Source organism: Pseudomonas sp. PS01297, from assembly GCF_029959305.1.
GTDB classification, from domain to species: Bacteria; Pseudomonadota; Gammaproteobacteria; order Pseudomonadales; family Pseudomonadaceae; genus Aquipseudomonas; species Aquipseudomonas helleri.
In genome coordinates this window covers 1-23,087 of record NZ_JASCPQ010000088.1, presented here as the reverse complement: position 1 = coordinate 23,087, position 23,087 = coordinate 1, and the positions used below count along the sequence as shown (strand labels likewise).

Below are 23,087 nucleotides of genomic sequence, written 5' to 3'. Positions count from 1 at the left end.
GGCTTGCTCGCGATTGGATCGACAACGTGTAACAGGCATACCGGGTTGACTGCATCGCGAGCAAGCCCGCTCCCACACTGTAGCTACAGAGATGGGCTTCGAATTCATCAGGCGGGTATCCGCCATTTCGCCTGCCGAAAACCCGCCAAAGGGCGGAAATCCGCCAAGCATTGTCCTACAAAGCGTATAGTCAATTTCCTACAAATGCCCGTGCAATAAGCCATTGCAGCGGTTTTGTGCAAAGTGGCCCGTGGCTTGCAAAGAGTGTTGCGAGAGTTGCCGATAGAGCAGCTCGAAACAACAAATCCCTCCAAGTACAGGAGGGTTCGCGCTTTAGGTATCAGCCGTCCCGGATGGAATGACGACGGTGTGATGCACTTGAGGAACTTTGCAATGACGACTCGTCAGCCACTGTACAAATCTCTGTATGTGCAAGTAATCGCAGCGATTGCTATCGGTATCTTGCTGGGCCATTACTACCCTGAAACCGGTGTTGCGCTTAAACCGTTGGGCGATGGCTTTATCAAACTGATCAAGATGGTTATCGCACCCATTATTTTCTGTACGGTTGTGAGCGGTATCGCCGGCATGCAGAGCATGAAGTCGGTTGGCAAGACCGGTGGTTATGCGTTGCTGTACTTCGAAATTGTCTCGACCCTGGCCCTGATCATTGGTCTGGTGGTGGTTAACGTGGTGCAGCCAGGTGTTGGCATGCACATCGACGTGTCCACGCTGGATGCCTCTAAAGTCGCGGCTTACGTGACAGCAGGCGCCGATCAAAGCATCGTTGGCTTCATCCTCAACGTGATCCCGTCGACCATCGTCGGTGCGTTTGCCAACGGCGACATCCTGCAAGTGCTGATGTTCTCGGTCCTGTTCGGCTTTGCCCTGCACCGCCTGGGTGCCTACGGCAAGCCGGTACTGGACTTCATCGACCGCTTCGCTCATGTCATGTTCAACATCATCAACATGATCATGAAGCTGGCGCCGCTGGGTGCATTGGGCGCCATGGCGTTCACCATCGGTGCTTACGGTGTGGGCTCGCTGGTTCAGTTGGGTCAACTGATGATCTGCTTCTACGTGACCTGCGTACTGTTCGTACTGCTGGTGCTGGGCAGCATCGCACGCGCTCACGGCTTCAGCGTCGTCAAGCTGATCCGCTACATCCGTGAAGAACTGCTGATCGTACTGGGTACGTCTTCGTCGGAATCGGCACTGCCACGCATGCTGGTGAAAATGGAGCGTCTGGGTGCTAAGAAGTCGGTAGTGGGTCTGGTGATCCCGACCGGTTACTCGTTCAACCTCGACGGTACCTCGATCTACCTGACCATGGCGGCCGTGTTTATTGCTCAGGCCACTGACACCCACATGGACATCACCCACCAGATCACCCTGTTGCTGGTGCTGTTGCTGTCGTCCAAAGGGGCGGCGGGTGTCACCGGTAGCGGCTTTATCGTACTGGCGGCGACCTTGTCGGCTGTAGGCCACTTGCCGGTGGCTGGCCTGGCGCTGATTCTGGGTATCGACCGCTTCATGTCCGAAGCCCGCGCCCTGACCAACCTGATCGGTAACGCTGTAGCGACTCTGGTTGTGGCCAAGTGGGTTAAAGAACTGGACGTCGACGTGATGCAGCGCGAGCTGGCGTCGGGCGGCAGCCCGCTGGACAACACCCTGCCAGAAGACGACCAACTGGTTGCTGAAGGCCAGATGCCGTCGCAAGTCATGAAGTAACGTTAAGCGCCTGAAAAACCCATCTTCGGATGGGTTTTTTTATGGGCGTTATTCGACCCGGGCCTCGCCACTGAACACCAGCGTCTGGCGGCAGCGGCGGCACAGGTAGCGCCGGCCTTGCTTGACCAGGTTATGACGCTGGGCGCTGAAGGGGAAATCGCTGTCGGGGCATGGGCAGCGGTAAATGTAGCGCGTTGCGGTGCGTCGCTTGATCGCGTAGGTGTGGCAGCGGTTAGGCGGCAACTCGTAAACCCCGCGCATGATCAACTGCCATTCCTCGCCATGGGGCGCGATGCGGTCGCCAAACAATTGGTGGGCAATCAGGTGTGCCACTTCGTGGGGGACGGTTTGTTTGAGAAAGTCTTCGCTGTTTTCACGGTACAGCTGCGGGTTGAAACGCAGCAGGTTCTCATGCAGATGGGCGACTCCGGCCTTTTGGCCGCGCAGCTTGAAGCTGACTATAGGGCGCTTGAAAGGCCGCTTAAAAAACAATTCGGCCTGTTTGAAACAGTCTTCGACGCGGGTGTTGAGTAACTCGGGCATGCGGTTCGGGTCTCCAGAGGCGGCGATTATGCCGCAAGCGGAAAAGGTTCCGAAGCGCTTGGCGCTGAATGGTCTGCCCCGATCACTGTAGGAGCGAGCTTGCCTCGCGATCTTTTGATCTTCAAAAGATCGCGAGCACCTTTAAAGCAGGCTCAAGAGATATACGTCGGCCCAATCCCCAGCCCCCAAACGATCACGCTGAACGCGATAATCGCCACCAACACCACCAAGCCCACGGCCAGGATCGAGCTTGAAAACAAAAAGCCTTCATCCGGGTCGATGTTCATCACGGTCGGTACGCCCACGAACAGCAGGAACACCGTGTAGCAAATGGCCGCCGTGCCCACCAGCAGCGCCAGCCACATTTGCGGGTACAGCGCCGCGAGCCCGGCAATAAACAAGGGGGTTGCCGTGTAGGTGGCAAACGCCACACAGCGGGCCATGCTCGGCACCGCATCGTACGTGCGGGCCATCCAGTGGATAAAACTCGCCATGACGCCTACGCCCACCAACATGGCCAGGTAAGACAAGGCGCTCATCCACAGCGCGCTGTCGAGGGTGAGCATGACCGGCGGATTACCGCCGATCTTCCAGCCGACCTGAGTGGTGCCGATAAACGCGCAAACCACCGGGATTGCCGCCAGGATCAAGGTGTGGGTGAGGTAGATGCGGCTGACGCTTTTTTCGGCGTCGACACGGATTTCGCGCCACTCTTGATCAGGGTGGGTAAAGAGACCTAGAACGTGATGGATCATGGCGCTCACTCCTGTTTCAAACGCATCGTCCTTGATAGGGGTTCCCGCAGCCGCGCACGGGCACACATGCCTCTGGTGTGCAGGTGCAGGGCCTTGAATTGAGTATAGAAACCCTTGTACCGGACCGCCCTAGTCCTTTAGAGCTAATCACTTTGTTAGGTCTAGGCTTATCGCGATGTGGTCTAAGTGGGGGCGGGGGTTCGTGTGCGCGGTTTTTTTAAGTAAAATGCCCGGCTTTTGGTCTTAACTCGCGGAATTGAAGCGCTATGGGCACTCTCTCGGTCTCTCAACTTAAACTCCAGAAACGCCTGCGCCGATTGACCGGTGAGGCGGTGGCTGACTTCAACATGATTGAAGACGGCGACAAGGTGATGGTGTGCCTGTCGGGCGGTAAAGACAGTTACACGCTGCTGGATGTGCTGCTGCACCTGCAAAAGGTCGCGCCGATCCAGTTCTCGATCGTGGCCGTGAACATGGACCAGAAACAGCCGGGCTTCCCGGAAGATGTGCTGCCGGCGTACCTCAAGTCGCTGGGCGTGGAGTACCACATCGTCGAAAAAGACACCTACTCGGTGGTCAAGGAACTGATCCCGGAAGGCAAGACCACCTGTTCGCTGTGCTCGCGCCTGCGCCGTGGCACCTTGTACACCTTCGCCGACGAAATCGGCGCGACCAAAATGGCCTTGGGTCATCACCGTGATGACATCGTTGAGACGTTCTTCCTCAATATGTTCTTCAACGGCACCCTCAAGGCGATGCCGCCCAAGTTGCGCTCCGACGACGGGCGTAACGTGGTGATTCGCCCGCTGGCGTACTGCAACGAGAAGGACATTCAGGCGTACTCGGATTTGCAGCAGTTCCCGATTATTCCGTGCAACCTCTGCGGCTCGCAGGAAAACCTGCAACGCCAGGTGGTCAAAGACATGCTGCAAGAGTGGGAACGCAAGCACCCGGGCCGCACCGAAAGCATCTTCCGCAGCCTGCAACACGTGAACCCGTCGCAACTGGCGGACCGCAACCTGTTTGACTTCGCCAGCCTTAAAATCGACGAAACCGCGACCCCGCGTTTCGTTAATCTGTTGAACCTCTAAGCCCGCTCACGGCTCTGAAACCCATGTGACACCCCACTGACCCAGAGGAGAGGGCATGCGCGACTACAAATGGCTGCACGAATATTGTTTGAACCGTTTTGGTTCGTCCGCCGCGCTGGAAGCCGAATTGCCCGTTCCTCGCACGCCCGCGCAACTGCGCAAGATCCCGGACGACCGCTACCTGTCGACCCTGGCGCTGCGGGTGTTTCGTGCCGGGCTCAAACACAGCGTGGTGGACGCCAAATGGCCGGTGTTTGAAGAAGTGTTCTTTGGCTTCGACCCGGAAAAAGTCGTGCTGATGGGCGCTGAGCACCTGGAGCGGCTGATGCAGGACGCGCGGATCATTCGCCACTTGGGCAAGCTCAAGAGCGTGCCGCGCAATGCCCAACTGATCCTCGACATTGCCCACGAACACGGCAGCTTCGGCGCGTTTATCGCCGATTGGCCGGTGACCGACATTGTTGGCTTGTGGAAGTACCTGTCCAAACACGGTAACCAGCTGGGCGGCCTGTCGGCGCCACGCTTCTTGCGCATGGTCGGCAAAGACACTTTTGTGCCGAGCTATGACGTTGTGGCGGCGCTCAATGCACAGAAGCTGGTAGATAAAGTACCGACCAGCCTGCGCGACCTGGCGATTGTGCAAGATGCTTTCAACCAGTGGCACGCTGAAAGCGGTAGGCCGATGTGCCAGTTGTCGCAGATGCTGGCGTTTACCGTGAATCACTAATCACGCGATAGCGGGACGGTGATAGACGGTTTGTCAGGTTGTTTACGGTTTGTCTGATTCTGGATAATATGTCTGGGTCTGCTCACTCGTCGAGGACCTGCCGCTATGCCAATCACTCTGCCCACCTATCAAGCGGTCATCGACGCGTCGAAGCGGCTCGAAGGGGTCGCCAACGTGACCCCTGTTCTGACCTCGCGCACGCTTGATAACGACATCGGCGCGCAGGTGTTTTTCAAATGCGAAAACTACCAGCGCACCGGCTCTTTCAAGTTCAGGGGCGCCTACAACTCGCTGGCTAAATTCACTGAGGCTCAGCGCCAGGGCGGCGTGGTTGCGTTCTCTTCGGGCAATCACGCCCAAGGCATCGCGCTGGCAGCGTCGTTGCTGAAGGTCCCGGCGATCATTGTCATGCCCACGGACGCCCCCGCCGCCAAGGTGGCGGCAACCAAGGGCTACGGCGCCGAGGTGATTTTCTACGACCGTTACACCCAGGACCGCGAAGCGATCGGCAAGGCGCTGGCCGCTGAGCGCGGTATGACGTTGATCCCGTCCTACGACCACCCGGACGTATTGGCCGGGCAGGGCACGGCGGCCAAGGAACTGTTCGACAGTGTCGGCCCGCTGGACACGCTGTTTGTCGGCCTGGGCGGTGGCGGCATGCTTTCGGGCACCACGCTGTCGACCCGTGCGCTGTCACCTGATTGCACCCTGATCGGGGTTGAGCCGCTGGCCGGTAATGACGGCCAGCAGTCGTTCAATTCAGGGGTAATTGTTCACATTGATACCCCCGACACCCTCGCCGATGGCGCGCAAACCCAGCACCTGGGGCAGTACACGTTCCCGATTATCCTCAACGGCGTTAACCGGATCGTCACGGTGACCGATGAAGAGCTCGTGTGGGCCATGAAGTTCTTTGCTGAACGCATGAAGATGGTGGTCGAGCCCACCGGCTGCCTGGGGCTGGCGGCCGTCAGAAAATACAAGGCTGAGCTTCAGGGCCAGCGTGTCGGCGTGATGATCACCGGCGGCAATATCGACATCGAGAAACTCGGCACACTTCTGCAGTCCTGAACCCACAACGCTCTCTCACGCAGGTGATCCATGAACATCATAAGCACTGATGCGGCGTCGCCCCCGGCTGGCCACTATTCGCAAGCCATCAGCCACCAAGGCACGCTGTATATCTCGGGGCAACTGCCGGTAAGCCCCTCTGGCGCTCACAACCTTGAAGCGTCATTTACTGAGCAGGCACAGATTGCGCTGAATAACCTGCTGGCCATTCTCAAGGCGGCGGGCGGCGAGCCGAGTGATTTGCTCAAAGTGACTGTTTACGTTGCCGGTGTGCAGCACTGGCCGGCCTTTGATCAGGTCTACGCCGAGCTGTTGGGCAGCCATCGCCCGGCACGTGCCGTGGTGCCGGTGCCCGAGCTGCATCATGGTTACTTGGTCGAAATTGAGGCCTTAGCGCGTGTCGCTGTACACGGTGGCGCGGGATACGCCGAGGTGTGACGCCACGGTTTCCATGGCTTTTCTGATGTCCAGCAGGCCCGCGTCTTTCAGCTCTTGCAGCAGCACTCTGCGGTCAGCCGCCTTGAGGGCGCGGGGCGTGGTGGCCAGGCGTGCGGCAAACTGATCAATCCGTGCCCGGATGGTCTCTGCGCCGCTGGGCTCAAGGGTTTCGTGCGGGCGCTCGCCGTGAAAGGCGCCGAACTGTTCGAGCATGCCCTGCAGCCCTTTGAACAGGGTCAGGTCAATGTTCATGCACAGCGCAGCCACGTAATGCCCCGAAGAATCCTTGATGCCGATCGAGGTGCTTTTGACCTGGCGACCGTCCTTGAACTGATTGGGGTAGTTGGCAATCACCTGCGGGTAGGCCGGGTCAGCAATGCGCGCCAGCCCCAGCTCAGTCGCCGGGTCCCCGACGGCCCTGCCGGACAGGTTGTTGTGAATGGCCAGAATGGCGTGCTCGGGGTCGCGCAGATCATGCAAAACCACCTCGCAAAAGGGGCTGAACGTTTGGCTCAAGCCTTCTGCGATGTGCTCCATCTGACTGATGAGCGCCAGTTGCTCGGGGGTAGTGCGCTTCATGTTGAAGATTTCCAGCGTCAATAAACGGTTTCAATGAGGGGACGATAACAGCCTAGGCGCGGCTTTTCTCCGGGCCTTTGGATTTGAATGACTCATTCAGGAACGAGGCCAGCGCCTGGACTTTGCGCGACCTGTTTTTACGCGGCGGGATAAGCAGCAAAATCGGCGCGGTGTCGAACGCCCAGTCGCTCAGCACGCGGGTCAGGCTGCCTTGAGCAATCGAGTCGACCACGTCCCATTGCGAGCGCAACACCAGGCCCAGATCCTGCTCGGCCCAGCGCCGCGCCACAGCCCCGTCATTGCTGACCATGGCCGCCAGAATGCGCAGCGACTTGCGCTGCTGGCCCTGGCTCAGGTGCCAGAGCGTGGCGTGGTCGGCATTTTCGCGAATACAAATACAGCGATGCGCCAGCAAGTCTTCCGGGGTTTGCGGTGTGCCGTGCTGCTTCAAGTACGCGGGGCTGGCGCACAGCCAGCGTTCATTGGAGGCCAGCGTGTGGGCGGTCCATGAGCTGTCACTGATCGGGCCGATATGGATGATTGCATCGCAATGGTTGCGGTCAGGCCAGGGGGCTTCTTGCAGGTCCAGCTCAACCCGCAGCTTGGGGTGCAGTTTGGCAAACCGGGCCAGCAACGGGGCGATGCGCAACCGGCCAAAGCCAAACGGCGCCGAGAGGCGGATCACCCCTTGCAGGCGTTCGTCGTCGGCCACCATCGAATCCGACAACTCTTCAAGGGACCTCAGCAGCCGACGGCCTTCCTCAGCCATGCGTTCACCTTCTTCGGTCAGCACCAGGCGCCTTGCGTCACGGCTGGCAAGCTTGAGGCCCAGTTGCGCTTCCAGCTTGCGCAGGCGCATGGACAGCGCCGCCGTGGTGACCCGCAGCTTGCGCGCCGCTTCGCTTAACGAGCCGGAGTCGCAAAGGGTGGTCACCAGTTCCAGGTCGGAGAATGTGATCATTAAGCAATTCTTAATAAGTGATTAAGTGAACGTTAACCAAAAATATACCGTACATCCTACAGTTGCACGCTCACAGACACCCAAGAGAGCACTTTAATGACGGCTTGCATTGACACCCTCGATACCCCCGCAGCAGTGATCGACGTCACCCGCATGCAGCGCAACATTCAGCGCATGCAGGCGCAAGCTGACCGTTTGGGGGTGCGCTTGCGCCCGCATGTCAAAACCAGCAAGTGCGCGGCGGTGGTTGAGGCGCAAGTTGCGACGGGCGCCCAGGGCATAACGGTGTCCACACTCAAAGAGGCCCAAGCGTTTTTTCAGCAGGGCATCACCGACATTCTCTACGCCGTGGCCATGGCGCCGGGCAAACTCACCCAAGCCCTGGCCCTTCGCCGCGCGGGCTGCGGGCTGACGATAATCACCGACAGCGTGGCCGGGGCTAAGGCGATCATCGAGTTCGGTCGTGCGCAGGGCGAGTCGTTTGACGTTTTTATCGAAATAGACAGCGATCACCACCGCTCTGGTGTACGCAGCGATGACCCGGTGCTGGTCGAGATTGCGCGCATCCTGCACACAGGGGGCGCGGTGCTCAAAGGGGTGATGACCCATGCCGGGGAGAGCTACAGCCTGAACACCCTGGAGGCCTTGCAGGCGATTGCCGAGCTTGAACGCTCTGAATGCGTAAAGGCCGCCGAGGCTATTCGCGCTGCGGGTTTACCCTGCCCGGAGGTGAGCGTGGGCTCGACGCCGACGGCTTTGTCGGCGCTGCACCTGGAGGGCGTGACCGAACTGCGGGCCGGGGTGTACGTGTTTTTTGATCTGGTGATGCATAACGTCGGCGTGTGCCGCCTCGACGAATTGGCCTTGAGCGTGCTGACCACGGTGATCGGCCATCAGGCAGAAAAGGGCTGGATCATCACCGACTCCGGCTGGATGGCCATGAGCCGCGACCGTGGCACGCAGTCCCAGGCGAGCGATTATGGCTATGGGCTGGTGTGCGACAGCGCGGGCGAACTTATCGAAGGGCTGCAATTGCGCTCGGCCAACCAGGAACACGGCGTGGCGTCTTTCGAAAAAGGCCAGAACGTCGACATTGAGCAGCGCTTCCCGATCGGCACCCGCCTGCGTGTGTTGCCCAACCATGCCTGCGCGACAGGCGCGCAGTATTCGGCTTATCAGGCGCTGGATGAACGCGGCGAGGCCCGCCCATGGCCCCGCCACAACGGCTGGTGAGTATTTGGCGCTTACTCACCCGCCAGGCGGCGATCCAACTGGTAGCGCCAGCGCACAAACAGCAGCGCACTGACGAACACCGCCACGCTGGCGGCGATTTCCAGCAGGCCGAACAGTTGCCGGTTCGGATCGAATGCCGCCAGCGCGCCTTTGAGCAGGTACAAGTTCACCACGTAGCAGGTGAACGAGTACCCGCGCGGGCTGCCCTTGAGCATGCCGGGCACGAGGATCAGCAGCGGCACCAGCTCAATCAGCAAGATCACCCAAGGGCGTGCGCCGTGCAGGTTGGCGAATACCAGGTAATACACGCACAACAAACCGATCAGGCCGAAAAAGCACGCCAGGCTGACCCCGCGCATCAACCGCACGCGGGGCGTGAGCCACTCGATCGGCGGCAACACCTTGGGCTTTTTAGCCACGCGGGCTCTCCAGCTTCTGGGCGGTAGCCGCCAAGCGCAGCCCCAGCGCCCGGCACAGGGCGATTTCGTGTTCATCCAGCTTGCGCTTGCCGTCAGCCCCTGCGTGATGGCTCGGGCCGTACGGCGTGCCGCCACCGGTGGTGTTGAGCAGCGCCGACTCGCTGTATGGCAGGCCGGTGATCAGCATGCCGTGGTGCAGCAACGGCATGATCATCGACAGCAGCGTGGTTTCCTGGCCGCCGTGCAGGCTGGCAGTGGAGGTGAACACGCCTGCGGGTTTGCCCACCAGTGCGCCGGTCAGCCACAGGTTGCTGGTGCCGTCCAGAAAGTACTTGAGCGGCGCAGCCATGTTGCCGAAGCGGGTGGGGCTGCCCAGCGCCAGGCCTGAGCAATTTTTCAGGTCATCGAGGCTGGCGTACAGCGCGCCGTCCTCAGGAATGCTCGGGGCCACGGCTTCGCACTCGGTGGAGATCGCCGGTACGGTGCGCAGGCGCGCTTCAATGCCGCCTTGCTCAATGCCGCGAGCAATGTGCCGGGCCATTTCGGCGGTGGCACCGTGGCGGCTGTAAAACAGCACCAGGATATAAGGCGCGCTCATGGCAGGATCTCCAGAACCTGTTCCGGTGGTCGACCAATGACCGCCTTGTCACCGGCGACCAGAATCGGCCGTTCGATGAGCTTGGGGTGGGCCGCCATCGCCGCGATCAGTTGCTCTTCGCTGAGGCTGGTGTCGGCCAGGTTCAAGGTTTTGTATTCGTCTTCGCCAGAGCGCAGCAATTGGCGTGCGCTGAGGCCCAGTTTGCCCAGCAGGCTGCGCAGTTGCGTGGCCTCCAGCGGGGTGTCAAGGTAGCGCACCACGGTCGGTGCCAGGCCACGGGCTTCGAGAATTTCGAGCGCAGCGCGTGATTTAGAGCAGCGCGGATTGTGATAAAGCGTCAGATCAGTCATGAGCGGGTCGCTTCTTGCGTAAGGTGGCGGGTATTCTACTCGCCTCACAGGCGTGTCTGAACCGTGTGCGGTCATTGGTCGCCTGTTAATGTCTTTTGTTGGCTTAAATGAGAAGGAACAGCACATGTTCAAGCGACTGTTGGCGGCCACTGCCGTCGCCGCTACGTTATTGCTCGCCGGGTGCGGGAATGATTACGGGGTCGATCAACATGGAGAGAAGGTCGCGTCCGAACGTCTGGACAAGCAATGGAAAGTGATCAACTACTGGGCCGAATGGTGCGGGCCGTGCCGCGTTGAAATCCCCGAGCTGAATGCGCTGGAAGGCCAGTTGCAGGGGCAATCGGTGGGTTTGTTCGGGGTTAACTTTGACGGTTTGCAGGGCAAGGAACTGAACGATGCCAGCACCGCGCTGGGCATCACCTTTACCGTCTTGGCCCAAGACCCGGCCGACACCTTTGACCTGCCGCGCAGTGAAGCCTTGCCGGTGACCTACATCATCGATGACAAGGGCAAGGTCCGCGCCCAGTTGCTGGGCGAACAAACCGCGGCGGGGATCTTGGCCAAGTTGAAGGAATTGAAGGGCTAGGCCATACCCTTGTAGGAGCGAGCTTGCCTCGCGATCTTTTGATCTTGGGGGTTGAGAGGGTTTTGGGGTCGCTGCGCAACCCATCGCAGCCTCGTGCCTCGTCAGCGGCTACAGGGGTACGCGATACAGCTGGAGCTGCCGCAGGCTGCGATCTTTTGATGTTGAAGGTTAAAAGATCGCAGCCTACGGGTCAGCTATCTTCAGGCCACAGCCGCAACGGCAGGCCTTCAGCCGGCCAGAAACGCACTTGCTCAATCGGCGAGATGTCCCAGCGCTCGACAGTCTGCAAGGCCTTGAAGAACCGTTGCTCTTGCTCCATCAACGCCGGGGCGCAGGCTTTGCGGGTGCTGCCGACCGGGCCAAAGGTCAGCTTGTCACCGTCCAGGGTGTACGGTGCAAACCAGTGGTTACAACCGCCATTGCCATAGGCGCGGCCGCTTTCGTCGAAGGTCACGGTCAGGTGGCTGTAGTCCATCAACGGACGCTCACCAATCCATTCCACCACGTAAGCATGGTTGCGCTGCAATTGCGCGGAGTGCCCTGCGCAGCCCACCAGGCTGGCGCCCAGCAAGGCCAGCAGGAACCCGCGTTTCATAGCGCAGCCTTTTGGCATTGCGGGCACAGGTGTTTGCTGCCTTCAGTGCTCCAGCCCAGTTCGGCAATCCGTGCGCTGGCCGCAGGCTTTTGGGCCTTGGTGCCCAGTTTGGCGTCGACTGCGAACTCGAATTTCAGTTCTTTGGCGCAGCCGTCACAGTTGACTTGCCATTCATGAATCGCCAGCTCACCGAATACCGGGCCGTTGGCCACGGCCACCCACTGACCGCGGGGGTTGATCAGGTGACGCACTTTTTCGACGTTCAGGCGCATGGACAAGTCCTTGCTGCCTTTGAGGGTCACGATCAGCACGTCGCCGTGCTGGATGGAGCCGCCGTTGCCGGTGACTTGATAACGGCCCGGCATCAATGCGCGGCATTCAATCAAGGTGTGCTGCGGGCTAAGCAGGTTGTAGCGGAAATCGTGTTCGACCATGGGTCCTCCAAATAGGCCGCTATGCTATCAACCTTCGACCAGGTTTTGTGGGGTGCCTTCACGCCAGGCGGCGATATTGTCCAGCGTGGTACTGGCAATCGCGCTCAGCGCCTCGCGGGTCAGAAAGGCCTGGTGCGCGGTGATGATCACATTCGGGAAGGTCAGCAGGCGCGCCAGCACGTCGTCTTGCAAGGGCAGGTCGGAGCGGTCTTCGAAGAACAACTGGGCTTCTTCTTCGTACACGTCCAGGCCCAAATAGCCCAACTGGCCGCTTTTCAGCGCTTCGATCAGGGCCGGTGTATCAACCAGCGCACCGCGCCCGGTGTTGATCAGCATGGCGCCATGTTGCAGGGTGGCCAGTGACTCGCGGTTGATCAGGTGCTTGTTATCGGCAGTCAGCGGGCAATGCAGGCTGATGATGTGCGAACTGGCGAGCAACTGCGCGAGGCTCACGTATTCGGCGCCCAGTGCCACCAGTTCGGCATTGGGGTAGGGGTCAAAGCACTGCAGCTTGCAGCCAAAACCGGCCATGATTTTGCCGAAGGTGGCGCCGATCTGCCCGGTGCCGACGATACCGACAGTTTTGCCCACCAGATCAAAACCGGTCAGGCCGTGCAGGGTGAAGTCGCCCTCGCGGGTGCGGTTGTAGGCGCGGTGCAGGCGACGGTTAAGCGCCAGAATCAACGCCACGGCGTGTTCCGCCACGGCGTGCGGCGAGTACGCCGGTACCCGTACCACGCTCAGCCCCAGGCGTTTGGCCGCCGCCAGGTCAACATGGTTGTAACCGGCGGAACGCAGGGCGATCAGGCGCGTGCCTGCAGCCGCCAGTTGCTCAAGCACCGGGGCGCTCAAGTCGTCATTGATAAACGGGCAGACCACTTCATAGCCATGGGCCAGCGCGGCGGTATCGAAGCTCAGGCGCGCCGGTTGAAAGTGCAGTTCAAGGTCGCCGGGCTGTGTGGCGGCGGTAAAACTGTCTTGATCGTAGGTCTGGCTGCTGAAAAGAATCGTGCGCATCAGTGCTTCCTTGGCAATGGGTGATACCGCAAACAGAGGTTACGCCGAGCTGCGCGCTTCTTGCGCCAGACGCAAAATTGCCTGGTCGAGTTCTTCAAGGGCTGCGTCGGCGGCCGGGCTTTCTTGCTTGAGCAGGGTTTCGCTGCGCTGACAGGCGCCGCGCAATTGTGGCACGCCGCAGTAACGGGTCGCGCCGTGCAAGCGGTGTACGCGCTCGATCAAGGCCACGGTGTCGTTGTCTTCACTAGCCTGAAGGATGGCCAGGCGGTCGGTTTCCAGCGACGCCAGCAACATCGACAGCATGTCGGCAGCCAGATCGGCCTTGCCCGCCGCCAGGCGCAAGCCTTCCTCGGCATCGAGCACCGCCAGTTTGTTGGCTTGGCGCACGGGCTCCTGAGTGCCGTCGCTGCCTTGATTGCGCAAGGCCAGGCCAGTCCACTTCAGCACCACTTGCGCCAGTTGGCGTTCGCTGATGGGTTTGGTCAGGTAATCGTCCATGCCGCTTTGCAGCAGGGCGCGCTTCTCGTTGGCCATCGCATGGGCGGTCAGCGCGACAATCGGCACCGGCGAAGATTGGCGCTGTTGCTCCCACTGGCGTAGCACTTCAGTGGTTTCGCGGCCATCCATGCCGGGCATTTGTACGTCCATCAGGACCAGGTCGAAGTCTTCGGCCTTGAACGCATCAACGGCGGCGTAACCGCTGTCAACGGCCGTGACCTTGGCGCCCATGTCTTCGAGCAGGGTTTGCACCAGCAGCAGGTTGGCGGGGTTGTCGTCCACGCACAAAATCCGCGGCGCACGGCTGGCCAGTATCTCGCCGGGCTCGTGACGGGCTTGCTGCGGGTTGATGAGTTCGATCAGCGAGCGACGCAATTTGCGCGTGCAGGTCGGCTTGGCCTGGAGCTGGTTGTGGGGGTTGGGCACGGCGGTATTGAACAGCGCCAGCTCCGTGGTCGGGCACAACACCATGACCTTGCAGCCCAGGTGCTCAAGGTCCCAGATGTGCTGGTTGAGGCGCTCGGGCGGGATGTCATGGGCCGTCACACCCAGCACCGCCAGCTCAATCGTGTTTTCGGTTTGGTGGGCGGTGGTCACGCCGTTGGTGAGGTTGTCCAGGGTCAGGTACGGGGTCACGCTCAGGCCGCAGTCTTCAAGCTGGTGAAGCATGGCCTGACGGGCCAGGTCGTGTTTTTCCAGCAAGGCCACGCGATGGCCGAGCAAAGGCGCGACGGGCAGGTCTTCAATATCATCATGGGCTTTGGGCAGGTTGACGCTGATCCAGAACACCGAGCCTTCACCCGGCTGGCTTTCGACGCCAATCTCGCCGCCCATTTGCTCCACCAGGCGCTTGGAAATCACCAGGCCCAAACCGGTCCCGCCGGTTTGTCGCGACAGTGAATTGTCAGCCTGACTGAAGGCCTGGAACAGCGCCCGTACATCCTGATTGGTCAGGCCGATGCCGGTGTCTTGCACGCTGATGCGCAGTTGTACGCCGCCGCTGGTTTTGTTGTCGTCGTCATCTTCAAGCATGGCCCGCACGGCAATCGTGCCTTCGCGGGTGAACTTGATCGCGTTATTAACCAGGTTGGTAAGGATTTGCTTGAGGCGCAGCGGGTCGCCCACCAACGACAGCGGCGTGTCGCGGTACACCAGGCTGACCAGCTCCAGGCCTTTCTCGTGGGCCGAGGGGGCGAGCATGGTCAGGGTGTCCTGGAGCAAGTCGCGCAGGTTGAACGGGGTGCTATCGAGCACCAGCTTGCCGGCTTCGATTTTCGAGAAGTCGAGGATCTCGTTAATGATGCCGAGCAGGTTGTCGGCCGACTTTTCGATGGTGTGCAGGTAATCGGACTGGCGAGGGGTGAGCTCGCTTTTTTGCAGCAAGTGGGTGAAGCCCAGAATGCCATTGAGCGGCGTACGGATTTCGTGGCTCATGTTGGCCAAAAACTCTGACTTGATGCGGCTGGCTTCAAGGGCTTCTTTGCGCGCCAGGTCGAGTTCCAGGTTCTGGATTTCGATGGTTTCGAGGTTTTGGCGTACGTCTTCGGTGGCTTGGTCGACGCTGTGTTGCAGCTCTTCCTGCGCGTTTTGCAGGGTTTCGGCCATACGATTGATGCCCGAGGCCAGCTCGTTCAGCTCCTGGCTGCCCAGTTCTGGCAGGCGGGTCTGCAACTGGCCGTCCTTGAGTTGGGACACGGCTTGCTTGATTTGGTCCAGCGGTGAATTGATCGTGCGGCTCATGCGCAAGGCCAGCAGGGTGGTCAGCACCAGACCGGTGGCGATCAACAGCAGGCTGGCGAACAGGCTGCGGTAGCCGCGCAACAGCATGTTGTGGTGCGACAGTTCCAGTTCGACCCAGCCCAGCAAACGGTGGGCTTCATTGGGGATGACGTCGCCCGCCAGGTTGCGGTGGCGGCCAAATACCGGGAGCAAATAGCGCGTGGCATCGCTGTCGGTGCGTTGCAGCAATTGCGAACTGTTGCCCATCGGCGCCTGATTGAGCATGGTCGGCCCGGCGTGGGCCAGCGGCTCGTGATTGGCGCTCAAAAACGCCACGGCGCGCACGTCTTGCTGGTCAAGGGACTCGCTGGCGATACGTTGCAGCAGGGCGGTGTCATGCCGACCCATGGCGGGCGCAACCAGCGGTGCGAGTTGCTCGGCGATCATTTCACCGCGTTGCAGCAACTGTGATTCCAGTTCTGATTGCTGCAGCCACGTGAAGTAGCTCCCCAGCACGACCGCCATCAAGGTGACGGGCAGCAAGGTCAGCAGCAATACGCGGCCTTTTATCCCGAGGTTTTTCAGCACACCACTCTCCAGCCCGGCATTGATCAATGCATCCTTATGACGTTCGTTATAGATCAGCTCGCAGTGTAGCCATTTGATACGTGGCAAATCTTTGTAAATTTACATCCAGTGCGAACAGCGCCCCCTTAAAGGCAATGCAACGGCCATGCCGGTTGCTCGTGCAGGCTCAATCTAGAATAATCAGCGATTGAGAATGACTAGCAGACGTTAATGAATCCCGTAGCCGTTCAGCCCTCGCGCCTTTTGGCCATTGAAGACGACCCCGTTCTGGGCACCTATTTGCATGAGCAATTGGTGCGCTGCGGGTTTGAGGTGGTGTGGTGCCAAAACGGCCAGGAAGGCTTGAACCGCGCCAGAGATGAACACTTTGATGTGGTGCTGATGGACATCTTGTTGCCGGGCATGAATGGCCTGCAGGTGCTCACGCAGTTGCGCCAGACCCATGCCCTGCCGGTGATTTTGATGTCGGCGCTGGGGGCGGAGGCCGACCGCATCAGCGGGTTTCAGCTGGGCGCCGATGACTACCTGCCCAAGCCGTTCAGCATGGCTGAGTTGCGTGTGCGGATTCAGGCGATCTTGCGCCGGGTGGCGCTGGACCGCATGCCGCCCCAAGCGACGGTGTTGGCCGAAAGCGCGCTGGTGCTCGATGAAGACGCGGCCGACGCCCGTTACGGTCAGCAGTGGGCCGGGTTGACCCGCAGTGAATACCGCTTGCTCGACACCCTGCAACGCAACGCTGACGAGGTGTTGAGCAAGCCGTTCCTTTATCAGCAAGTGTTGCAGCGTGGCTATTCAGCCCATGACCGCAGCCTGGACATGCACATCAGCCAAATCCGTCGCAAGCTCAAGGCCATCGGCTATCACGAGCGGGAAGTGCGCACGGTGTGGGGCAAAGGCTATGTGTTGAGCGCCAGCGATGCGCTCTAAGTTGCCCGGTAAACACTCGTTATTCTGGAAGCTGGCGTGTTTGCTGGTGGCTTTCTGCTTGTTGATGATCTGGCTCAGTTGGTCCTGGGGCCGCTACATGGACAAACGCACCGGCTATTTAACCGATGAGGCCAAGAGCACGCTGATAGGTTATGCCGGTGAAGCCGAACAGGCCTGGAACTGCGGCCAGCAAACCGGCGTCGATCAATGGCTGCAAGCCTTCGGCAAAACCGAGCGGGGCTGGGTCGGCGTGCTCGGCCCGGATTTGCAGTCGCTGAGCAGTTACCCGTTGAGAGACCAGGAAGCACAGCGCATGACTTTTTTGCGCGGGCTGGACTGGCCCATCAGCCATATCAACCGCGTGCGCCCGTGGATCAAAGTGCCGTTCCCCAAAGACCCGTCTGCCGGATATCTGGTGATTGAACTGCCGCAGCGCTACATGCCGGGGCTTTCGCAATTGATCTGGCGGTTTTTGATTAATGGCGTGATCCCCGGAGTGTTCACCCTGCTGCTGTGCGTGGGCCTGTACCGGCTGTTGATTGTGCCGCTGAACCAGCTGCGTGAGCAAGCCAATGCCTGGCGTGCCGATCAGTTGGGCGTGCGGCTGTCGAGCCAGACCACCAGCCGTCAGGACGAACTGGGCGAATTGGGCCGCGCGTTTGACCAAATGTCCGAGCGCTTGCAGACCACAGTCAACCAGCAGCAACAGTTGCTGCGCGACTTGTCCCACGAACTTCGTACACCGTTGAGCCGATTGCGCGTGGCCTGCGACAGCGAACAGGGTGTTGAAGCTCTGCGCGAGCGCTTGAGCCGCGAAGTGGACGGCATGCAACGGCTGGTTGAAGACACCTTGCAACTGGCCTGGCTGGATGCCGAGCGCGGGCCACTGCCGGTCGAAGACATCCAGATCCAGGCGTTGTGGGAGATGCTCACCGAAAACGCGCGTTTTGAAAGCGGCTGGCCCCAGGCGCGGCTGCCGTGCAACCTCGACGCCAACTGCTGGGTCAAAGGCCACCTCAACAGCCTGGCGCAGGCGCTGGAAAACATCCTGCGCAACGCCATTCGGCATTCCCCGGCAGAAGGCACCGTTAGCCTCAATGGCCAGCGTGAAGGCGATGAGTGGCACCTGTGGCTCGACGACCAGGGCGGCGGTGTGGCCCCAGAAGCCCTTGAGCGCATCTTTGCCCCGTTTACCCGTCTCGACGGTTCACGCCCTGGTGATGGCGGCTTTGGCCTGGGCCTGAGCATCGCACGCAACGCCTTGCGCCTGCAGGGCGGCCGCTTATGGGCGCAAAACACCGAACACGGGCTGCGCGTGCACCTGCGCCTGCCCATCGCAGACCCGCCCCACCTGTAGGAGCGAGCTTGTCTCGCGATCTTTTCACGATCAAAAGATCGCGAGGCAAGCTCGCTCCTACAAACTTTATTCCTTCTGCTTATAGCCTTTAGCCATAAGCTTCACACTTTGCGTGATATGGGCTCTCGGTGTTTGTCGGTATGATGTGCGACCCCGCAGTCTGGATTGCGAATACGCCATGACCTTGCAGTACCCAACTATCGCCGATTGCATCGGTAACACGCCGCTGGTGCGCTTGCAGCGCCTGCCTGGCAACACCACCAATACGTTATTGCTCAAGCTCGAAGGGAATAACCCGGCGGGCTCGGTCAAGGACCGTCCTGCGCTGTCGATGATCACCCGCGCCGAAACGCGTGGGCAGATCCAGCCCGGCGATACCTTGATCGAGGCCACCTCGGGCAACACCGGGATTGCTTTGGCCATGGCCGCTGCGATCAAGGGTTACAAGATGATCCTGATCATGCCGGACAACTCCAGCGCCGAGCGCAAGGCCGGGATGACCGCCTACGGCGCCGAGCTGATTCTGGTCAGCCAGGAAGAGGGCATGGAAGGGGCTCGCGACCTCGCCGACAAGCTGCAGGCCGAAGGCCGTGGCAAGGTCCTCGACCAGTTCGCCAACGGTGACAACCCAGAGGCGCACTACACCAGCACGGGCCCGGAGATCTGGCGTCAAACCCAGGGCACGATTACCCATTTCGTCAGCTCGATGGGCACCACGGGCACCATCATGGGTGTTTCGCGCTACCTCAAAGAGCAAAACCCTAACGTGCAGATCGTCGGTTTGCAGCCGATGGAAGGCGCGGCCATTCCGGGCATTCGCCGCTGGCCGACCGAATACCTGCCCAAAATCTATCAAGCCGAACGGGTTGACCGGATTGTCGACATGGCCCAACGCGAAGCCGAAGACGTGATGCGTCGTCTGGCCCGCGAAGAAGGCATCTTCTGCGGCGTGTCCTCGGGTGGTGCGGTAGCCGCCATGCTGCGCCTGTCGCAAGAGGTCGAAAACGCCGTGATTGTCGGCATCATCTGCGACCGTGGCGACCGTTACCTGTCGACTGGCCTTTACGATGCGCCCAACTGATGGCTAAGCAAGAGAGAGGCCTGCGCTTCCAGCCTGCTGGCGGCACCAAGGCCCCGCAAGTGCCTACGGGTAAAAAACAGCGTTTGAGGATCGAGCGCCTGGCCAACGACGGCCGTGGTATTGCCTTTATTGAAGGGCGCACCTGGTTTGTCTCGGGGGCTTTGGCCGGTGAAGAAGTCGAAGCCCGGGTGCTGGGGGCACACGGCAAAGTGGTCGAGGCGCGCACTGAGCGGGTCTTCACCGCCAGCGCCAGCCGTCGCGAGGCGCCGTGCAAGCTGGCCGGCAAGTGCGGTGGGTGCAGCGTGCAACATCTGCCCCACGACGAACAGCTTGCACTGAAACAGCGCATGCTCGCCGAGCAACTTACCCGCGTGGCCGGTGTCGAGCCCGACGAGTGGGCAGCGCCGTTGACCGGGCCAGAATTTGGCTACCGCCGCCGGGCCCGCATCGCGGTGCGTTGGGACGCACGGGCCAAGCGGCTGGACGTTGGCTTTCGGGCTGCCGGCAGTCAGGACATCGTCGCCATCGACCACTGTTTGGTGCTGGTACAGGCTTTGCAACCTATCATGAGCGGGCTGCCGGCCATGCTGCGCCAGTTGAGCAATCCGAAAGCCCTGGGGCATGTCGAGTTGTTCAGCGGTTCGGCGAATGCCGTGTTGCTGCGCCATATGGCGCCGCTCAGCGCAGCCGACGTGCAGGTTTTACAGAATTTTTGCGCCACCCATCATGCCCAGTTGTGGCTACATGGCGATGGTGAGCCGCAACCGGTCGATTTGACGCAGACCTTGGGCTACCGTTTACACCAATGGGACCTGGAACTGGCCTACCGGCCGGGTGACTTTGTTCAGGTCAATGCCGGGGTCAACGAAGCCATGGTTGCGCAAGCGCTGGACTGGCTGGCGCCGCAGGCTGACGAACGGGTTCTTGACTTGTTCTGTGGGCTGGGTAATTTCGCATTACCCCTGGCGCGTCAGGTACGCGAAGTGGTGGCCGTCGAGGGCGTTACAACGATGGTCGAACGCGCCGCGCAAAACGCGGTCAGTAACAAGCTGCATAATGCAGCGTTTTTTCAGGCCGACCTGTCGCAGCCCTTGGTGGATGCAACATGGGCCTCGCAGGGTTTTGCCGCTGTCCTCCTTGACCCGCCGCGTGACGGGGCCTTTGAGGTGGTGCGCAAGCTGTCGGGGCTGGGGGCCAAACGTTTGGTCTATGTGTCGTGCAACCCGGCTACGCTGGCTCGCGACACGGTTGAGTTGATGAAACAGGGGTATCGGTTAAAACGTGCCGGAATCCTCGATATGTTCCCGCAAACCGCGCATGTCGAGGCGATGGCGTTATTTGAAGCAGACTAGGATGGTCTGTCTATTTCGACGGGCCCGCAATCCCATGCCACTAAACCCTGGAGCATGGGGTTGGGATTCGGGTCGGTATATCGGCGCATCAAACCTGCGCCGTAGGGAAGGTAAGCAAGATGGTACAGGTCAGAGCACACCAGCCGATCAACACTGACGGCAGTCTCAACCTCGAGGCATGGCTTGATCATGCGGTGAGTGTCGATGTGGCGCTGGACCGTGAAGCCTTGAAAGAAGCGTGTGAGTACGCACGTGAGGCGGAACAGCAAGCCAATGCAGCAAAAAACCTGTGGACTGAGGGCGCGTCGAGCTTTCGAACCGGGTTGGAAATTGCTGAAATCCTCGCCGATCTCAAGCTCGATCAAGACTCGCTGGTCGCGGCGATTTTGTATCGCGGCGTACGCGAAGGGCAGATTCAACTGCCTGCGGTCAGCCAGCGCTTCGGCCCGGTGGTCGCCAAGCTGATCGATGGCGTGCTGCGCATGGCCGCGATCAGCGCCAGCCTCAGCCCCCGCCAATCCATGGTGATGGGCTCTCAGGGGCAGGTCGAAAACCTGCGCAAAATGCTTGTGGCGATGGTTGATGACGTGCGCGTAGCACTCATCAAGCTGGCCGAACGTACCTGCGCCATCCGCGAAGTCAAAAGTGCCTCGGACGAGAAGCGCATCCGCGTTGCCCGCGAGGTCTTCGATATTTATGCGCCGCTGGCGCACCGTTTAGGCATCGGCCATATCAAGTGGGAGCTGGAGGACTTGTCCTTCCGCTATCTGGAGCCTGAGCAGTACAAACAAATCGCCACCTTGCTGCACGAGCGCCGGCTGGACCGCGAACGCTTTATCAGCGATGTGATGAACCAGTTGCGCACCGAGCTTGAGGCCACCGGGGTGGTTGACGCCGACATCAGCGGCCGGGCCAAACACATTTATTCGATCTGGCGCAAAATGCAGCGCAAGGGTCTGGCTTTCAGCCAGATCTATGACGTGCGCGCCGTGCGGGTGCTGGTGCCGGAAATGCGCGATTGCTACACCGCGCTGGGCATCGTCCACACGCTGTGGCGGCACATCCCCAAAGAGTTTGACGACTACATCGCCAACCCCAAAGAGAACGGCTACCGCTCGTTGCACACGGCGGTGATCGGGCCGGAAGGCAAGGTGCTGGAAGTACAGATCCGTACCCATGCCATGCACGAAGAGGCTGAGCTTGGGGTGTGCGCGCACTGGCGCTACAAAGGCACCGACGTGAAAGCCGGGTCCAACCAGTACGAAGAGAAAATCTCGTGGTTGCGCCAGGTACTGGAGTGGCACGAAGAGCTGGGCGACATCGGTGGCCTGGCCGATCAGTTACGGGTCGATATCGAGCCGGATCGGGTCTACATCTTTACCCCGGACGGGCATGCCATTGACCTGCCCAAGGGCGCGACGCCGTTGGACTTCGCTTACCGGGTGCACACCGAAATCGGCCATAACTGCCGGGGTGCGAAGATCAACGGGCGCATTGTGCCGCTCAACTACAGCCTGCAAACCGGCGAGCAAGTCGAGATCATCACCAGCAAGCACGGCACGCCGAGCCGCGACTGGCTGAACTCCAACCTGGGGTACGTGACCACCTCGCGGGCGCGGGCGAAGATTGTTCACTGGTTTAAATTGCAGGCCCGTGATCAAAACGTCGCGGCCGGTAAAACCTTGCTTGAACGTGAGCTGGGCCGCCTGGGCTTGCCTGCGGTGGACTACGAAAAGCTCGCCGACAAAGCCAACATGAAAACCGCCGAGGACATGTTTGCGGCGCTGGGGGCGGGCGATTTGCGTCTGGCTCAGCTCATTAACCTGGCGCAGCAACTGGTCGAGCCTGAACGCGGCAGCGAACAGATCGAGCTGATTCCGCGCAAGGCCCAGGGCTACAAACCGGGTAAGCGCGGCGACATCCAGATCGAAGGCGTGGGCAACCTGCTGACCCAAATGGCCGGCTGCTGCCAGCCGCTGCCGGGCGATGCGATTGTCGGTTACATCACTCAGGGGCGTGGCGTGAGCATTCACCGTCAGGACTGCGCCTCGGTGCTGCAGTTGGGCGGCCGTGAGCCGGAGCGGATCATCCAGGTCAGTTGGGGGCCGATCCCGGTGTCGACGTACCCGGTCGATATCGAAATCCGTGCCTACGACCGTTCGGGCTTGCTGCGCGATGTATCGCAAGTGCTGTTGAACGAGCGCATCAACGTACTGGCGGTCAACACCCGCTCGAACAAAGAGGACAACACCGCGTTGATGTCCCTGACCATCGAGATCCCGGGGCTGGATGCATTGGGGCGTTTGCTGGGGCGTATATCGCAACTGCCGAACATCATCGAAACCCGCCGTATCGGGCGTAGCGAGCCGCGTTGATCTCTTGTAGGAGCGAGCTTGCCTCGCGATCTTTTGACCTTTAAAAGATCGCGAGGCAAGCT

Annotated in this window: 23 protein-coding genes; 12 read left to right on the top strand and 11 right to left on the bottom strand. The window is 60.4% G+C overall.

What is annotated here, in order from left to right; translation table 11 throughout:
- Positions 1–393 precede the first annotated feature (393 nt).
- On the top strand, positions 394–1,731 hold the full coding sequence (locus tag QMX84_RS21225; RefSeq protein WP_048386849.1) for a dicarboxylate/amino acid:cation symporter: 1,338 nt from the start codon (positions 394–396) through the stop codon (positions 1,729–1,731).
- A 48-nt stretch (positions 1,732–1,779) separates the two neighbouring features.
- On the opposite strand, the gene QMX84_RS21220 is transcribed toward QMX84_RS21225, so the two are convergent.
- Both QMX84_RS21220 and QMX84_RS21215 read right to left on the bottom strand, forming a co-directional pair.
- Positions 1,780–2,274, bottom strand: coding sequence for a SprT family zinc-dependent metalloprotease (locus QMX84_RS21220; RefSeq protein ID WP_262125247.1), 495 nt, complete (start codon positions 2,272–2,274; stop codon positions 1,780–1,782).
- Positions 2,275–2,426: 152 nt separating this feature from the next.
- Entirely contained in the window at positions 2,427–3,029 is a 603-nt protein-coding gene (locus tag QMX84_RS21215; protein ID WP_048369698.1) for a Yip1 family protein, read from the bottom strand.
- A gap of 266 nt (positions 3,030–3,295) precedes the next feature.
- Between QMX84_RS21215 and ttcA the strand changes: the two genes are divergently transcribed.
- The 4 genes from ttcA (at position 3,296) to QMX84_RS21195 (ending at position 6,356) form a co-directional block, all read left to right on the top strand.
- The gene (gene ttcA / locus QMX84_RS21210) at positions 3,296–4,120 is read left to right on the top strand and encodes a tRNA 2-thiocytidine(32) synthetase TtcA (protein WP_262125249.1); all 825 of its coding nucleotides are present in this window, start codon (positions 3,296–3,298) and stop codon (positions 4,118–4,120) included.
- Positions 4,121–4,175: 55 nt separating this feature from the next.
- Positions 4,176–4,847, top strand: a complete 672-nt coding sequence (locus tag QMX84_RS21205; protein ID WP_262125250.1) for a DNA-3-methyladenine glycosylase I — start codon at positions 4,176–4,178, stop codon at positions 4,845–4,847.
- Positions 4,848–4,952: 105 nt separating this feature from the next.
- Entirely contained in the window at positions 4,953–5,918 is a 966-nt protein-coding gene (locus tag QMX84_RS21200) for a threo-3-hydroxy-L-aspartate ammonia-lyase (protein WP_282364704.1), read from the top strand.
- A gap of 30 nt (positions 5,919–5,948) precedes the next feature.
- Positions 5,949–6,356 (top strand): RidA family protein, encoded by a 408-nt coding sequence (locus QMX84_RS21195; RefSeq protein ID WP_262125254.1) that lies wholly within the window; start codon positions 5,949–5,951, stop codon positions 6,354–6,356.
- Here QMX84_RS21195 and QMX84_RS21190 read toward each other — a convergent pair.
- On the bottom strand, positions 6,309–6,935 hold the full coding sequence (locus QMX84_RS21190; RefSeq protein ID WP_262125255.1) for a helix-turn-helix transcriptional regulator: 627 nt from the start codon (positions 6,933–6,935) through the stop codon (positions 6,309–6,311). The two genes, QMX84_RS21195 and QMX84_RS21190, sit on opposite strands and share 48 nt — an antisense overlap.
- Positions 6,936–6,987: 52 nt before the next feature.
- The gene (locus QMX84_RS21185) at positions 6,988–7,896 is read right to left on the bottom strand and encodes a LysR family transcriptional regulator (RefSeq protein ID WP_282364703.1); all 909 of its coding nucleotides are present in this window, start codon (positions 7,894–7,896) and stop codon (positions 6,988–6,990) included.
- A gap of 96 nt (positions 7,897–7,992) precedes the next feature.
- Here QMX84_RS21185 and QMX84_RS21180 point away from each other — a divergent pair, with 96 nt between their 5' ends.
- Positions 7,993–9,129 (top strand): DSD1 family PLP-dependent enzyme, encoded by a 1,137-nt coding sequence (locus QMX84_RS21180; protein ID WP_282364702.1) that lies wholly within the window; start codon positions 7,993–7,995, stop codon positions 9,127–9,129.
- A gap of 11 nt (positions 9,130–9,140) precedes the next feature.
- Here QMX84_RS21180 and QMX84_RS21175 read toward each other — a convergent pair whose 3' ends face one another.
- The 3 genes from QMX84_RS21175 to arsC are packed head-to-tail and all read right to left on the bottom strand — an operon-like array spanning position 9,141 to position 10,496.
- Positions 9,141–9,548 carry a DUF2069 domain-containing protein gene (locus tag QMX84_RS21175; protein ID WP_262125257.1) on the bottom strand — a complete coding sequence of 136 codons (408 nt, stop codon included), beginning with the start codon at positions 9,546–9,548 and terminating at the stop codon, positions 9,141–9,143.
- Complete coding sequence (gene wrbA, locus QMX84_RS21170) at positions 9,541–10,146, bottom strand: NAD(P)H:quinone oxidoreductase (protein ID WP_048386760.1); 606 nt, start codon at positions 10,144–10,146, stop codon at positions 9,541–9,543. The genes QMX84_RS21175 and wrbA overlap by 8 nt, the downstream gene beginning before the upstream one ends.
- Positions 10,143–10,496 carry an arsenate reductase (glutaredoxin) gene (arsC, locus tag QMX84_RS21165; RefSeq protein ID WP_262125260.1) on the bottom strand — a complete coding sequence of 118 codons (354 nt, stop codon included), beginning with the start codon at positions 10,494–10,496 and terminating at the stop codon, positions 10,143–10,145. Before arsC ends, wrbA begins: the two co-directional genes overlap by 4 nt.
- A gap of 124 nt (positions 10,497–10,620) precedes the next feature.
- On the opposite strand from arsC, the gene QMX84_RS21160 reads away from it, so the two are divergent.
- Complete coding sequence (locus tag QMX84_RS21160) at positions 10,621–11,082, top strand: TlpA disulfide reductase family protein (protein WP_048369713.1); 462 nt, start codon at positions 10,621–10,623, stop codon at positions 11,080–11,082.
- Between the two features lie 190 nt (positions 11,083–11,272).
- Here the strand turns inward: QMX84_RS21160 and QMX84_RS21155 are convergent, their stop codons facing one another.
- From QMX84_RS21155 to QMX84_RS21140, 4 genes are read right to left on the bottom strand one after another with little or no spacing between them, the layout of a single operon-like run.
- A complete protein-coding gene (locus QMX84_RS21155; RefSeq protein ID WP_282364701.1) occupies positions 11,273–11,677 on the bottom strand; it encodes an META domain-containing protein in 405 nt (134 codons plus the stop codon).
- Entirely contained in the window at positions 11,674–12,111 is a 438-nt protein-coding gene (locus tag QMX84_RS21150) for a hypothetical protein (protein ID WP_048369716.1), read from the bottom strand. The genes QMX84_RS21155 and QMX84_RS21150 overlap by 4 nt, the downstream gene beginning before the upstream one ends.
- Before the next feature lie 27 nt (positions 12,112–12,138).
- Positions 12,139–13,128: a 2-hydroxyacid dehydrogenase gene (locus tag QMX84_RS21145; protein ID WP_282364700.1), complete on the bottom strand. Its 990-nt coding sequence runs from the start codon at positions 13,126–13,128 to the stop codon at positions 12,139–12,141.
- 39 nt (positions 13,129–13,167) lie between these two features.
- Positions 13,168–15,933, bottom strand: coding sequence for a response regulator (locus QMX84_RS21140; RefSeq protein ID WP_282364705.1), 2,766 nt, complete (start codon positions 15,931–15,933; stop codon positions 13,168–13,170).
- 210 nt (positions 15,934–16,143) lie between these two features.
- Between QMX84_RS21140 and QMX84_RS21135 the strand changes: the two genes are divergently transcribed.
- The 5 genes from QMX84_RS21135 to relA all read left to right on the top strand — a co-directional run bounded on the left by QMX84_RS21135 (position 16,144) and on the right by relA (position 23,025).
- Complete coding sequence (locus QMX84_RS21135; RefSeq protein ID WP_153329072.1) at positions 16,144–16,860, top strand: response regulator transcription factor; 717 nt, start codon at positions 16,144–16,146, stop codon at positions 16,858–16,860.
- Complete coding sequence (locus tag QMX84_RS21130; protein ID WP_153329070.1) at positions 16,850–18,217, top strand: sensor histidine kinase; 1,368 nt, start codon at positions 16,850–16,852, stop codon at positions 18,215–18,217. Before QMX84_RS21135 ends, QMX84_RS21130 begins: the two co-directional genes overlap by 11 nt.
- A 178-nt stretch (positions 18,218–18,395) precedes the next feature.
- Entirely contained in the window at positions 18,396–19,298 is a 903-nt protein-coding gene (cysM, locus tag QMX84_RS21125) for a cysteine synthase CysM (protein ID WP_153333871.1), read from the top strand.
- Complete coding sequence (gene rlmD, locus QMX84_RS21120) at positions 19,298–20,650, top strand: 23S rRNA (uracil(1939)-C(5))-methyltransferase RlmD (protein WP_282364699.1); 1,353 nt, start codon at positions 19,298–19,300, stop codon at positions 20,648–20,650. The genes cysM and rlmD overlap by 1 nt, the downstream gene beginning before the upstream one ends.
- A 119-nt stretch (positions 20,651–20,769) precedes the next feature.
- Positions 20,770–23,025, top strand: coding sequence for a GTP diphosphokinase (relA, locus tag QMX84_RS21115; RefSeq protein WP_048369728.1), 2,256 nt, complete (start codon positions 20,770–20,772; stop codon positions 23,023–23,025).
- Positions 23,026–23,087 lie beyond the last annotated feature (62 nt).